The sequence below is a fragment of the Veillonella sp. LMAG:90 genome, assembly GCF_008679445.1.
Classification (GTDB): Bacteria; Bacillota; Negativicutes; order Veillonellales; family Veillonellaceae; genus Veillonella_A.
Genome location: NZ_NAND01000001.1, coordinates 1,649,723 through 1,664,361 on the forward strand (window position 1 = coordinate 1,649,723; position 14,639 = coordinate 1,664,361).

Consider the following 14,639-nt stretch of genomic DNA (forward strand, 5'->3'; position numbering starts at 1 on the left):
TTCTTAGCCTATAGTACCAATAACTATGGTTACATTATCGCGAGCCCCTTGATCATATACCAAGTCCATTAAATCTTCAATCAAGCGTTCATCTTTCGGTTCATTCCGAAAGGCCGCTTCAATTACGGCTTGTTCAATATAACCGGTGAGACCGTCAGAGCATAAAAGTATTCTATCGCCGGGCGCTACTTTTTGTACGCCTGCATCAATTTCTACAACAGGCGACACACCAACTGCCCGGGTCAGCACATTGCGTTGCGGATGTTGCAACATATCATCCGCCTTTAATTCACCTGCTTCATAGAGCGCCTGAACCATGGAGTGATCTGTGCTGATTTGAATAAGTCGGTCCTCATGAAATACATATAGACGGCTATCCCCTACATTGGCCCAATATAAATCGCTATCCTTAACATACGCAACAACCGCAGTTGTGCCCATGCCCTCCAAGGACGGTGTTGCTTTAACTCTTTCATATACAGCTGTATTGGCTTTAGCTACGGACTGACGCAATGCCTCAACCGAAACTTCCTGCCAATTCTGTATATCGCAAGCCAGTGTGTCAACTACCATAGTGCTGGCAATTTCACCGCCTTTGTAGCCACCCATACCGTCAGTGACAATACAAAAGGATTCTCCAATGTAAAAACGGTCTTCGTTGCGTTGACGCACCAAACCGATTTTACTCATGCCTATACTCTTCATAGGGCCTCCTTTACCTGTGATACCGATTACTCGCTTTCTTTGTTGGCTTGTTGAATCTTCAACTGACCGCAAGCAGCTTGAATGGCATCGCCCATTTCCTTGCGAACCGTTACGGATACTCCGTAGGAAGCCACAATATTTCTAAAAGCTTCCGTTTGACGGCGCGAAGGTTTAAACAATTTAATATGTTCATTTCCGTTAACCGGAATCAAATTGACATTACAATTTGGGAAGGATTTTACCAAAGCTCCCAATTCATGAGCATTCTCGATGGATGAGTTAATGCCGTCAATTAAAATATATTCAAAGGTTACACGGCGATCCGTTTTTTCATAATACGTCTTAACCACCGCCAACACATCGGCTAAATTATAGTGTGCGCCAATCGGCATGATTTCACGACGAATCTTATCATTCGGGGCGTGAAGGCTCAATGCCAATGTAATAGGAATACCTTCATCGGCTAAGAGATAAATATTCTCTACTACGCCGCAAGTAGATAATGTCATGCGACGATAGCCGATATCAAACGCTTCTTTTTCATGTAAAAGGCGAAGTGCATTAATTGTATTCGTATAATTTTGAAGCAGTTCACCGGCGCCCATCACAACAATGGAATGAATCCGTTCTTTTAAAAGGGCACCAAACAATAAGACTTGCGCCACAATTTCGTGGGTTTCCAAATTGCGATACAAACCGTCGGTAGTAGACGCACAGAAAACGCAACCCATGGCGCAACCCACTTGTGAAGATACACACACGGAATTACCGTACTGCTGTTTCATCAATACCGTTTCCACACGATTACCGTCTGCCAGTTCAAGCAAGAGCTTCTTAGTTTGGCCGTCAGGTGTTGTCTTCTCCGTTACGATTTTCGGCACGGAGATAGCACAATTCTCACTAAGCCACGCTCGTAACTCGCCCGGCAATTGTTGCATGTCCGCAAAGTCGAATACGTAGCGTTTATATATGTAATCCATTATTTGCTTGGCTCTGAAACGAGGAAATTTTGCCTCTGTTATAACAGCCTGCAATTCGGTTAGGTTCTTACCCAATAGTTCTATCATAGTTATATCCTTATTCTATGAAAATCATAATCAAATACTTTGAAAATCATATGTTAATAATTTACAGGATGGATAGAAGTCAATAGCGGTATTCAGATACAAATCAAAATATCCGTATCTAATATATATTGGCTATTTAGCCACTAAATTCCTTTAAAAACTATAAATTTCACGTAAAATTTTTATAAAGCTTTACGAAGTCGTGCAATAAAGAATCCGTCCATTTCATCACGATGCGGCCACAAGGTAACCATCGGTCCCTCAGCCTCAAAAGGCAAGAACGAAGACGCATCTTCTAACGTAAAATCAGTATGCGTTTTCAGGAAATTCTCCACTACCGCTTCGTTTTCCCCCTTGTTAATCGTACAAGTAGAATACACGAGGACACCGCCCGGTTTTACCGTTTTGGCGGCCTCGGCAATAATCTGCTTTTGCAATTTAGGAAGTTCCGTCAAGGACTCCGGTGTTTTGTGCCAACGCATGTCAAGTTTACGTTGCAAAATACCAAGTCCCGAGCAGGGTGCATCTACCAGTACCCTGTCAAACTGATTGTACCACGTTTCCGGCATTTGGGTAGCATCTTGCAAGTTAAAATCAGCAATTGTTACTCCTAACCGTTTCGCATTAGTCTCCATAAGCCCTAATTTATGCTCATGAATATCATCCGCCGTAATATGACCTTGATTGGCCATACGCGCCGCTAAATGCATGGTTTTACCGCCCGGTGCCGCACAACAATCGAGAACTTTTTCACCCGGCTGCGGATCTACCACATAAGCTACCGCCATAGACGCTTCATCGGTAAACGTAATTAAGCCGTCTTTTACAAGGGGCGCACTTTCCAGTGAACCGGTATGACGTGTAATATGGACCGCTTCCAGCAATTTTCCGGTAGGTTCTGCCTGCCAACCGGCTTTTTCAAAAGCCGCCATACCGTCAGCCACAGAGCCTTTCAAAGTATTGATGCGGGCCGTCAACTTCGGTCGTTCGTTAAACCAAGTACAAAGCCCTATAGTTTCTTCTTCGCCATACGTCTTGAGCCAATGTTCCAATAACCAGGTTGGCTGATTGTAAATGAAAGCCATGCGCTCTATATCATTTTTGGCAAGTTCGTCAATGCTGTAGCTATCGCGATTGCGAATGAAATTACGAAGCACGCCGTTCACAAAACCATCGAGGCCGCGAGCCATTTTTTTGGCCATTTTAACACTTTCATTGACGGCGGCACTGTCCGGTACTTTATCCATGTAAATAAGCTGATAGAGCCCTAAGCGCAAAATTTCCACTACAATCGAGGATAATTTGCGTAACGGACGTTTAGCGAGTGCCATAATAATGGCATCTAAATAATTGCGACGTCGTACGACGCCGTAGACGAGTTCCGTGAAAAAACGACGGTCTACATCACTTAATTTATTATCGCCCAGCATCTGCTGAAGTACGATATTAGCATAGGCGCCGTCGCGATTAATCTGCAATAAAGCTTGCACCGCCAAACGGCGTATATTAACTTGTGCTGTTCCTTTATCCATTGATTAATTTCTCCACCACTTCTTTAATTCGATCCGTATCAACCCGCGTATTACAGCAAGGTCCGCAAGGTCGTTCATTCAGAACGCCTACTACGGGAATCGGAAATACATCATTCATGCCACTTACCAAATCCCGTTCACAGGCGATGGCAACAATAGCTTTCGGCCGAATATTTTTAATCATCAAACGCGCCAAGGTACCACCGGTTACAACCACGAACTTACAACCGTAAGTATCGGCAATATCCAGTAAGGTGCCGACCTGACACCGACCGCAACGCTTACAGTTATGTACATCAGTCGTTACTTTATGAACACAGTCGCTTTTTTGCAAACAATGAGGTGTTAACAAAAGCAAGCGATCCGCCGGTACTTTGTACAAATTTAACTCAACCAAATGATTAATCAAATCAATCAAAGACTGGCTCACCTTATCCTTGGAGGCTCCCACCACTTTACCGGCCAGGAGGACCAAAGGGAAAAATGCATAGAGCCAGCGATTGCTGATGCGGAGCCATATAGGATGAATCCGCCAGTGATTCGTTGAAGCTAAAAGCATACTGCCCCACATTATCCAACATAATAGCGGGAATATGGCAAGGAGTGTTTCCACCCCATAGGCAATAGGTAAACCTAAGCGATGTAAGCCGGGCCACAGCAAATATGCCAAGGCCGCCCAAACAAGGGTAATGCCGGCAAACACGGCGAAGGTTAATTTAAAATATAAAGGATAACGCCCCAAAACGGGGTGATCCTGCTGTTCTTGATTACGCATTGAAAATGAGTCCTGCCTTTACTTGGTGACCACGACAAAAATCGCCAGCCGACATGCGTTTCTTATTATCCGGCTGAACTTCCAACACTCTCACTGCTCCCTCACCGGCAGCTACTACAAAATCTTGTTCGTTCACTGCCAAAATAGTACCGGCTTTTTGACCGGCCGATAAATTATGCTGTTTCATATCATCCATTGTCAGCGCTTCAGCTTGCCATACTTTTAAACGCTTGCCGTCTAAAAAGGTAAAACATCCCGGTGCCGGATTCAAGCCCCGCACCTGATTTGCCAAAGAAATAGCGCTCTTTTCCCAATCAATAGCACCCATCTCTTTGGTAATTTTCGTAGTATGAGTGGCTTTAGCGTCATCTTGTTTCACCGGCTGTAATTCACCGGCCTGTGCTTTCCTTAAGATATCATTAATGACTTCACCGCCCATAACGGCCAAACGATCAAATAATTCGCCCGTCGTTTCCCCGTCTTTAATGTCGGTTTTCACAACATCCAAAATATCGCCCGTATCGAGTCCGTCATCCATTTGCATAATGGTCACACCCGTTTCGGTATCACCGTTTAAAATGGCCCAATGAATCGGTGCCGCTCCGCGATATTTAGGTAACAAAGACGCATGCACATTGATACAACCGAATTTTGGCAAACGAATGAGCCATGGCGGTAAAATTTTACCATATGCCACTACGACGATAATATCAGGCGCCAATGACTCCAATAGGTTTTGTGCCGCTTCATCACGTAAAGTATTAGGCTGATAAACCGCTACGTCGGCTGCTAGCGCACACTCTTTAACAGGTGGCATTTGAACTTTTTTACCGCGTCCCTTTTGTTTATCCGGTTGGCAAAAAACGCCTACTACTTCATTAGGACCATCAATTAAAGCCTGCAAAGTAGGTACGGCAAAGTCCGGTGTCCCCATAAATACAACTCGTAATGAATTCATGAAAACCTCCTAAACCTCTACTGCTTCACCGGCGGATTTTTTTGCATCCGCTGCCGCTTCCTCCATAACCTCAGCCGCTTCATCTTTTACACGATATGCAGCTTCTACTTTTTCAATAAATAAAATACCGTCCAAATGGTCGATTTCATGCTGAATAATACGCGCTAAGAAACCTTCCGCTTTCAATTTTTTCTTCTTGTTATGACGGTCGATATAATGAACTTCAATGTCTTGATAGCGCTTTACGTCACCAAAATAACCGGGCACACTTAAGCAACCTTCAAGGCCAATCTGTTCCCCATCGCCTTTAACGATTACAGGATTGATGAATTCCTGCAAGCCCGTACCGTCATCAACTACGATAATACGTTTCGACACATTAACCTGTGGTGCCGCCAAACCGACACCGTCGGACACACGCATAGTTTCCGCCATATCGTCTAAAAGCTGGCGCATTTTTTTATTTACAAAATCTACAGGTTCTGCTACCTGTTTCAAGACAGGATGACCTGCTTTAATAATTTCTAATACCATATTGCCTCCTATTAAACGGGATCCACGTCAATTTGCAGTCCCTCTTGTGTAAAAATCCACGATGTATATATATATTCTTTTATTTTCTCTAAATGATTACCCCGCACCATAATCGCTACGCGATATAAATCGCGCACCTTTTTAATGCCTTCCTGATAGGGACCCATCACATCCAGTTCCCCCGGTACGGCAAACGGTTCCAATGCCGCTACTATACGCTCCGCTATGTCCATGGCTTTCGCTTCCTCTTTATGTTGAATACGAAAATGCATCATAGAACCTAATGGCGGATACCCCAGTAGTTCACGCGCTTTTATTTCTTCTTCGTAAAAACCCACATAATCATGAGCCTTACTCTTTATTATAGCATAATGTAAAGGATTATAGGTCTGAATTACAACTTGACCTTTACCGGTACTGCGCCCGGCTCGTCCCGCCACCTGCGTAAGTAAGTCAAACGTCCGTTCCGATGCGCTGTATAAAGGAATATTCAGTACCGAATCGGCCGTTAAAACACCTACTGCGGTTACCCCTTTAAAGTCATGCCCTTTGGCCACCATTTGCGTACCCAGCAAAATATCATAACGGCCTTCACCAAAGTCGTTTAGAATTTGTTCCCCATTGCCTTTTTTGGCTGTCACATCTTGATCGAGCCGCGCTATACGGGCCCCGCGGAAATTGCGCTGCAATTCCTCTTCCACCTTCTGCGTGCCGGAGCCGAAAAACTTAATCTTATGACTGCCGCAATGGGGACAAACCTTAGGTACCGGTTCATGATGTTCACAGTAGTGACAACGCAGTTCTTCACCTTCACGATGATACACCATGGCGATATCACAGTGAGGACATTTTATGGGTTCACCGCAATCGCGACACATGACAAAAGTACTAAAACCGCGACGATTTAAAAGGATAATCATTTGCTCTTTATTGGCTAAGGTCTGGCGAATTAAATGACTCATGGCACCGGAGAAAACGGAATAATTCCCGTAAACCATTTCTTCCTTCATGTCAATAATCTGTACTTTAGGCAAGGGCTGATGAAAAATTCGATGTTTCAATTCCAGTAAGGTATATTGTCCCTGTTTTGCCAAGTAGTACGATTCAATCGATGGCGTAGCGGACCCCAAAATGAGGGGACAACTATTAGCTTCGGCACGCCAACGGGCTACCATGCGTGCATGGTAACGTACCATGTCTTCCTGCTTGTACGACGTATCATGTTCTTCATCCACGATGATTAAACCGATATCATCAGTGGGAGCAAACACAGCGGACCTGGCACCGATAATAATATGGCTGTCCTTACGTCGTAAGCGCTCCCAGTTATTATACCGTTCACTGATAGTAAGCTTACTGTGAAAAACAACTACTTCGTCACCGAAAGTATCCACGAAACGCTTTACAATCTGATTGGTCAGCATAATTTCCGGCACTAACACGATGGCAATTTTATCTTTAGTCAAACAATCCTTAGCAGCCTTCATATAAATCTGCGTTTTACCGCTGCCCGTTACGCCATGAAGCAAGAATGTACCAGCTTCACTTGCTAGCACAGCTTTTTGAATGGGCTCATAGCATCGTAATTGTTCGTCCGTTAATGGCAAATCCTTGGCTTGACGGGCATCAAACTTCGTTTTTGTCTTACTGTATCGTTCTTCTACGGTAATGCCTTCATAGGTCATAACCTGTTTTATAACGGGTAAAGTAAATCCGTCTTTTTGCAGACTATGAACTGATGCGGTACCCAATTCCTGTAAATAAAAACCAAGTTCCCTTTGACGTTTTCGCTTCGGCGGAATATGTTCCGGCTTAAACCAAGGTTCAACCAGTAACCATTGTTCCTTTGGCCGTTCATAGCTTTTTAATTGCTTTTTATCGATTGTAAATAAACTGAGAGCTTCGGACAACGCACAAAGATAATACTCACTTAAGCGCTTTGCCGTAGCCAGCATTTCAGGCGTAAACCATGGTTCCTTATCCAATACTGCTTGGATAGGTTTAATTTGATACGACGGTACTTCTTCCAGCTCACGATAGCCAATAAGAATTCCTTCTTCACGAGTACGCCCCAAAGGGACAGCTACACGTGTGCCCGGCATAATCGTGCCTAAATGTTCCGGCACGGCATAACTGAACGGACTATTCATTTTTTTAGCCGGTCGATTGATAATAACCTCTGCTACACGCATGCTATCCCTCCTTTGCAGTATTTTTTATTATACCATTTTTTTCGATATTTTTAAACAATAGACATGGCGATTCGCATACAAATAATGCGTATTTTGAGTGTGGACTCTAAAAAATTCCCTCCCCGAACTTCGTTAACGAAAAAGTTGCTCGCGGAGGGAATTTACTTTGCCTTTTTCAGGCAATTATTTAATTATTCTTTCGTCAAATCCTTATATTCAGGAACCCATTTAACGGACTTTACTGCACTCGGCACTTCTTCTTTGGAAATTGTTGCCACGTTCTGAGCTACAGCCTCATTAGCTACAGCAATGGCAATCGTTTCAGAAAATTCTGTAAGTTTTGATACCGGTGGAATCGTAGCTGCCCCAGGTTTCGTCACATCAATGATACCGCCTAAGGAATGAGCTGCTTTGGAAATCATTTGGTCTGTCAAAAGTTTAGCTCCGGCCGCAATCGCCCCGAGACCAAGGCCCGGATAAATCAACGCATTATTGGCCTGACCGATGTCATACGTAACACCATTATACGAAACCGGTTTAGCCGGAATACCCGTTGCTACCAAGGCTTTACCATCAGTTCAAGTAATAAGCTGTTCCGCCGTTGCTTCCGCCAGTTCAGTAGGATTACTCAATGGGAAGATAATAGGACGTGCCGTATGAGCCGCCATTTCTTTTACAACAGCTTCCGTAAAGGCACCGCTTTTAGTGGAAGTGCCTACCAAAATTGTCGGATGAATGGCTTTCACACAGTCTTCAAGGGTCGTTAATTTCTTCGTATCGCCGCCTAAAGAAGCTTTAACATAGTCATTAGCTTCCAATTCACTGCGTTTACGGGCAAACGGTTTTTGTTCCGGTGTTAAATCATCCATATCGTCGAATAAAAGGCCCTGTTTATCTACCAAGTAGAATTTCTTGATAGCCTCTTTACGTGGTACGCCTTGGTCCACATATTCTTGTAAAACACGATTAGCAATACCGCAACCGGCCGTACCGGCACCGAAGCACATGTACACTTGATCTTTTAATTCTTCGCCGGAGATTTTTAAACCACCTAAAATACCGGCTAAAGAAATAATACCGGTTCCTTCAATATCATCGTTGAAAACAGGATATTTATCTTTATAGGCATTTAAAATATTAGCTGCATTGTCGCGACCGAAGTCTTCGAAATGGAGATATAAATTAGGAAATAATTTTTCAACAGTCTGAACGAATTGATCTACAAATTTATAGTACGGTTCACCGCTCACACGTTTATGTTTATTACCCAAATATAACGGATCATCCAATAGTTCTTGACGATTAGTCCCCACATCGAGCACAACCGGCAATACACGCTGTGGGTCCAAACCGGCGGCCGCCGTATACACCATCAGTTTACCGATAGAAATGGCAACACCGTTAAGGCCCCAGTCACCGATACCCAAAATAGCTTCCGCATCGGTTACGACGATTAAATTAATATCACGGCCATAAGCTGCATTTTTCAAAGCGTCTTCCATATTTTCCGGGTTATCAATCGATAAAAAGGCGGAATTCTGTGGCGTTGTATAATATTCGCTGTAATTGCGAATCGTATCGGCAATACATGGGTCATATACAATCGGCAAAAAATCTTCCACATGCTGGCTGAACAAATAGTAGAACAAGGTACGGTTATGGCTAAACACCTTCATTAGGAAATGGCGTTTATCCACATCGTTAGTTTTCATAGACATAGCTTGATATGCTTGAGCGGCCTGCTCTTCAATGGTCTGAATTTTGTCGGGAATCATACCATTTAACTTAAATAGTTCACGTTCTTCAGCACTGAATGCCGTTCCCTTATTCAAAAAAGGGTCATTAATAATATCATATGCATTTTTCATATAAATCCTCCTTCTGAATTACCGCTAATTCAAAAACAAAAAATTACATACGTTATCAGGGTATTATGAACGCCGATAATTGATAAACTAATTCAGTATCAAAACATGCTATATCGATATATTTAAACTTCTCTTCTTTAATTATACAATAAATATTACCACCATGGTCAAACACCTTTTTAATAAAGAAAACAATTTCACAAATTGCATAAAAAAGTATCCGGCAGAGTAAGTAATAATGTCTATCAAAAAAGCAGAGACCGTATCAATGATACAATCTCTGCTCTATAGATTTGAAATTAAACTCAGCTTGTTAAAATATAAGCCATTTAAAACTTACTCTGTTTAATTTCAGATTATTTAATTATAAACCCGTTTCTTTGCGAAGAACATCAGCTTTATCAGTGTGTTCCCAAGGCAAATCAACATCGGTACGACCAAAGTGACCGTAAGCTGCCGTCTGATGATAGATTGGACGGAGCAAATCAAGCATTTCAATAATGCCGGCCGGACGAAGGTCAAAATGTTTCTTAACGAGTTCGCCGATTTGCTGTTCGGAGATTTTACCGGTACCGAAAGTTTCTACCATGATGGATACAGGTTTAGCTACGCCGATAGCATAAGCAATCTGAATTTCACATTTATCGGCAAGACCGGCTGCTACGATGTTTTTAGCTACGTAACGAGCTGCATAGGCCGCACTGCGGTCAACTTTTGTAGGATCCTTGCCGGAGAATGCACCGCCGCCGTGACGAGCCATGCCGCCGTAAGTATCAACGATAATCTTACGACCTGTTAAGCCGGCGTCGCCTTGCGGACCGCCAATTACGAAACGACCGGTTGGGTTAATGAAGAATTTAGTGTTTTCATCAACAAAACCTTCCGGTAATACCGGTTTGATAACCAATTCTTTAAGGTCTGCTTCGATTTGTTCACGGGATACTTCAGGACCGTGCTGCGTGGAAATTACGATGGTTTCAATACGTTTAGGCACGCCGTCAACGTATTCAACAGTTACCTGAGTTTTACCGTCCGGACGAAGGTAAGGCAAAGTGCCGTCTTTACGAACTTTGGTCAATTGACGGGATAAGCGATGTGCAAGAGCAATCGGCATTGGCATGAATTCTTCGGTTTCGTTAGTTGCATAACCGAACATCATCCCTTGGTCGCCGGCACCGATTTTATCAAATTTATCTGCGCCGCCTTCACGAGTTTCCAACGCATCGTCTACACCCATAGCGATATCGGCAGATTGTTCGTCAATAGCTACATTAACGCCGCAAGTATCGCAGTCAAAACCGTATTTAGCACGAGTGTACCCGATTTCGCGAATCGTTTCACGAACAATATGATTAATATCTACATAACAGTTAGTGGAAATTTCACCCACTACATGAACTTGACCTGTTGTTACAAGTGTTTCACATGCTACATGTGCCGTTGGATCTTGCGCAATAATCGCATCAAGTACGGCGTCTGAAATTTGGTCAGCGATTTTATCTGGATGACCTTCCGTTACGGATTCAGATGTGAAAAATACATGTTTTTCAGCCATTTACCCTTTACCTCCATAAAAAAATTCCTCATCAGCCAAGCGATGAGGAATATAACCCCATCTTTCGGCATATACCGTCGGACTTAGCACCTTTTCACATGAATGGTTGCTGTAGCTTCACAGGGCCTTTCCCTCCACTACTCTTGATGAGACAAAAATTACTATTAATTTAATTGTGATAGTTTATATCACTGATTTATTATACTATGGAATTACAATTCTGCCAAGGCTGAAATAATTCGCTTAGCGACATCACTTTTTGTCATAAGTGGCAATTGCATAATTTGACCACCCGGATAAATAAAAGTAACTTCATTGGTATCAACGTTAAAGCCTGCATTTTGTTTGCTTACATCATTAGCTACGAGCATATCAAGATTTTTGTTAAGTACTTTTGATTTGCCGTACTCGATGACATTTTGTGTTTCCGCTGCAAAGCCGATAAGTTTTTGATGAGTTTTATTCGCACCTAGACCTTTCAAGATATCCGGATTCTTAACGAGTTTAAGCTCTAAGGTATCCATTTTCTTAATTTTGGTATCTGCCATGTTCTCCACGCGGAAATCGGCTACAGCTGCCGCCATAATAACGGCATCACAATCTTCATAACGACTGTTAACGGCTTCTTCCATATCGCGAGCCGAATCAACAGGCACAAATTCCACGCCATACGGCACCGGCAATGCGCTCGGTGCAGATATTAAAATCGTACGAGCCCCGGCCAAAGCTGCTTGTTCGGCCACAGCATAACCCATTTTGCCGCTGGAACGATTGCCGATATAGCGAACCGGGTCGATAGCTTCCTGCGTACCGCCGGCCGTTACAATTACGGTTTTACCTTCCAGCAAATCACTTTTCATCATATGGAAGGATAACCATTCCACAATCTTTGCCGGTTCCGGCAAACGACCTTTACCGACTATACCGCAAGCCAAGTGACCGCTGTCGGCTTCCAAAATATGCATGCCCAACTCGCGTAAGGTATTCATATTACGCTGTGTTATCGGGTTTTCATACATATTAGTATTCATGGCCGGACATAAGAAAATAGGCGCTTCGGTAGCCAATAGCTGCGTAGTCAACATATCATCAGCAATTCCGGCTGCCATTTTGCCAAGCACATTAGCCGTAGCCGGTGCCACTAAATAGGCATCGGCCCATCGGGCTAACGAAATATGCTCCACATTCCAATCATGTACATCTTCAAACATTTTAACAGCCACCGGATGGCCGCTGATTTCGCCGAAAGTCATAGGTGATACAAACTTGGTGGCGTTTTCTGTCATAACGACTTTAACTTCCGCGCCCAATTTACGTAAGCGACTAACCACCTCAACAGCTTTATAGGCAGCAATACCGCCCGATACGCCTACAATTATGTGTTTATTTTTCATCCTCTGCCCCTGTTGGAATTAAAATTTAATTATTTAATACCGTCTTTGGTACGTGTAAAACCGATTTTATCTTCCGCAATTTCATGTAATGCTACCGATACCGGTTTATCTGTGTCGAGACCGGATACTAAAGCATGGTCACCATCGGTAAGCTCACGAGCACGTTTCGCTGCCAAAGTAACCAAAGTGTATTTACTGTCTACATGTTTTTCCAAGTCCTTTAATAAAGGTTTTACCATCATAACGCATTACTCCTTTTTCCCACCATACTGTTTATAAATGTACTGGATTTTTTCTTTATTTCGTTTAATTTTGCAAGCTTCAGCTCGTAAAATAGACGCAACTTTTTCAACCGCATCGGGCAACACATCATTTACGACGATATAGTCATAGCGGTGAGCCAACGCAAGTTCCGAACTGGCTTTCGATAAGCGCTTATCAATGACATCGGCCGCATCCGTCCCGCGATCGCGCAAACGATTCGATAAAATATCTAAAGACGGCGGTACGATATAAATAAAAACGGCTTCGCTAAAGCGCTCTTTAACTTGCATAGCACCTTGAATATCAATTTCCAAAATAACGCTCTTACCTTCTGACAACAAGTCCATTACATGTTGTTTGGGAGTACCGTAAAAATTGTCGTACACCTGTGCATATTCAAGAAATGCATCTTCTTTAATTAAACGCTGAAACTCTTCTTTATCTCTAAAAAAGTAGCTAACCCCTTCTTCTTCACCGACACGAGGTGCACGAGTTGTCATCGATACGGAATACACAAGATTAGGCATTTGCTGGCGAAGGGCCGCACAAATTGTGCCTTTACCCGCACCCGAAGGGCCGGATAAGACAATTAAGATTCCTCTATCCGACATAATAACACCTACGCTTCCGTTGTTTCAGACGGTGTAGCCTGTACAATACGATGTGCTACGGTTTCCGGTTGGATAGCGGATAAAACGATTTGACCGCTGTCCATAACCAGAACGGCACGAGTCTTACGACCATATGTGGCGTCAACGAGTACGCTCTTTTCACGAGCATCTTGAATCATTCGCTTAATAGGAGCCGATTCAGGACTGATAATCGCAATGAGGCGATTTGCTGAAACCATATTACCAAACCCGATGTTTAAAAGTTTTGTATTCATACTTAGTGACTCCTTACTCTACTACCTACTCTATATTTTGAATTTGCTCTCTAATCTTCTCTAATTCACATTTCAATACTACAACGCGGTCAGTAATCTCTAAATCAGATCCTTTTGATCCCATCGTATTTACTTCACGATTCATTTCCTGTAACAAGAAATCTAATTTACGGCCAATCGGTTGATTCTCTTTGAGTGTGTCTTTTAATTGTACCACATGTGAGCCAAAACGTACAATTTCTTCTGTAATATCTGTTTTGTCACTCATAATGGCTACTTCCTGCAAAAATCTATCCATGTTGATATCTAAATCAGTTTTAGCCAAGGTTGCTTCAATGCGTTGCTGCAAACGTGTTTCATATTTCTTTACAGCTGCTGTTTTGTTGGCATCTACGGCTTTTAGCACATCTTCCAGTTTTGTTATACGACTTTCAATTTCGTTTGCTAAATGTTCCCCTTCGGCCGCCCGCATGGTTATTACGCCGGCGAGAGCATCACCTAATGCCTTCAAAGCCGTTTCTTGAAGTTTCGATTCTTCAAAAGGGACATCCTCCAAAAGAAGCCAATCCTGAGATACGGTCATCATATCTCGCAAGGCCACTTTTTTAATATCTTGAGCAAAACCGTTTTTTACCAAAAACTCGCGAATCTGCAATGCCAATGATTCATTCACGGTAAAAACTTTTTCCCGATCCCGTGTATTGCGTAGCGAAATATTGACTTCCACTTTACCGCGTTGCAATACACTTTTAATCTGACGGCGCAGCTCATTTTCAAAAAAAATCAACGTGGACGGCATATTAATATGCAAATCCAAAAACCTTGAATTAACCGTTTTTATTTCAACTGTAATCTGTAACGCCTCATCAGCGGCTATACCACGACCGAAGCCCGTCATGCTGTTCATAA

The 14,639-nt window shown here is 43.0% G+C and carries 13 protein-coding genes, 1 pseudogene and 1 riboswitch; all 14 genes and pseudogenes read right to left on the bottom strand.

What is annotated here, in order from left to right:
• Window positions 1-3: 3 nt before the first annotated feature.
• Window positions 4-705, bottom strand: coding sequence for a Stp1/IreP family PP2C-type Ser/Thr phosphatase (locus tag CCC71_RS07265; RefSeq protein WP_247239787.1), 702 nt, complete (start codon window positions 703-705; stop codon window positions 4-6).
• Between the two features lie 26 nt (window positions 706-731).
• Complete coding sequence (rlmN, locus tag CCC71_RS07270; RefSeq protein WP_296333383.1) at window positions 732-1,772, bottom strand: dual-specificity RNA methyltransferase RlmN; 1,041 nt, start codon at window positions 1,770-1,772, stop codon at window positions 732-734.
• A 182-nt stretch (window positions 1,773-1,954) separates the two neighbouring features.
• Window positions 1,955-3,304 (bottom strand): 16S rRNA (cytosine(967)-C(5))-methyltransferase RsmB, encoded by a 1,350-nt coding sequence (rsmB, locus tag CCC71_RS07275; protein WP_296333385.1) that lies wholly within the window; start codon window positions 3,302-3,304, stop codon window positions 1,955-1,957.
• Window positions 3,297-4,079 carry a DUF116 domain-containing protein gene (locus CCC71_RS07280; protein WP_021841796.1) on the bottom strand — a complete coding sequence of 261 codons (783 nt, stop codon included), beginning with the start codon at window positions 4,077-4,079 and terminating at the stop codon, window positions 3,297-3,299. The genes rsmB and CCC71_RS07280 overlap by 8 nt, the downstream gene beginning before the upstream one ends.
• Window positions 4,072-5,037: a methionyl-tRNA formyltransferase gene (fmt, locus tag CCC71_RS07285; RefSeq protein ID WP_021841795.1), complete on the bottom strand. Its 966-nt coding sequence runs from the start codon at window positions 5,035-5,037 to the stop codon at window positions 4,072-4,074. The genes CCC71_RS07280 and fmt overlap by 8 nt, the downstream gene beginning before the upstream one ends.
• A gap of 9 nt (window positions 5,038-5,046) precedes the next feature.
• Window positions 5,047-5,571 carry a peptide deformylase gene (def, locus tag CCC71_RS07290; RefSeq protein ID WP_021841794.1) on the bottom strand — a complete coding sequence of 175 codons (525 nt, stop codon included), beginning with the start codon at window positions 5,569-5,571 and terminating at the stop codon, window positions 5,047-5,049.
• 11 nt (window positions 5,572-5,582) lie between these two features.
• Window positions 5,583-7,763 carry a replication restart helicase PriA gene (priA, locus tag CCC71_RS07295; protein ID WP_226974108.1) on the bottom strand — a complete coding sequence of 727 codons (2,181 nt, stop codon included), beginning with the start codon at window positions 7,761-7,763 and terminating at the stop codon, window positions 5,583-5,585.
• A gap of 191 nt (window positions 7,764-7,954) precedes the next feature.
• Window positions 7,955-9,631, bottom strand: a pseudogene (locus tag CCC71_RS07300) (malolactic enzyme).
• Window positions 9,632-9,995: 364 nt separating this feature from the next.
• A complete protein-coding gene (gene metK / locus CCC71_RS07305) occupies window positions 9,996-11,186 on the bottom strand; it encodes a methionine adenosyltransferase (RefSeq protein WP_296333388.1) in 1,191 nt (396 codons plus the stop codon).
• Window positions 11,187-11,240: 54 nt separating this feature from the next.
• Window positions 11,241-11,339: riboswitch (SAM riboswitch) on the bottom strand.
• A gap of 59 nt (window positions 11,340-11,398) precedes the next feature.
• A complete protein-coding gene (coaBC, locus tag CCC71_RS07310; RefSeq protein WP_156704993.1) occupies window positions 11,399-12,580 on the bottom strand; it encodes a bifunctional phosphopantothenoylcysteine decarboxylase/phosphopantothenate--cysteine ligase CoaBC in 1,182 nt (393 codons plus the stop codon).
• A gap of 29 nt (window positions 12,581-12,609) precedes the next feature.
• Window positions 12,610-12,822 carry a DNA-directed RNA polymerase subunit omega gene (rpoZ, locus tag CCC71_RS07315; RefSeq protein ID WP_127058152.1) on the bottom strand — a complete coding sequence of 71 codons (213 nt, stop codon included), beginning with the start codon at window positions 12,820-12,822 and terminating at the stop codon, window positions 12,610-12,612.
• 6 nt (window positions 12,823-12,828) lie between these two features.
• A complete protein-coding gene (gene gmk / locus CCC71_RS07320; RefSeq protein WP_021841788.1) occupies window positions 12,829-13,455 on the bottom strand; it encodes a guanylate kinase in 627 nt (208 codons plus the stop codon).
• Window positions 13,456-13,463: 8 nt separating this feature from the next.
• Window positions 13,464-13,730, bottom strand: coding sequence for an extracellular matrix/biofilm regulator RemA (gene remA, locus CCC71_RS07325; protein WP_006556813.1), 267 nt, complete (start codon window positions 13,728-13,730; stop codon window positions 13,464-13,466).
• A 25-nt stretch (window positions 13,731-13,755) separates the two neighbouring features.
• Window positions 13,756-14,637, bottom strand: a complete 882-nt coding sequence (locus CCC71_RS07330; protein WP_226974106.1) for a YicC/YloC family endoribonuclease — start codon at window positions 14,635-14,637, stop codon at window positions 13,756-13,758.
• Window positions 14,638-14,639 lie beyond the last annotated feature (2 nt).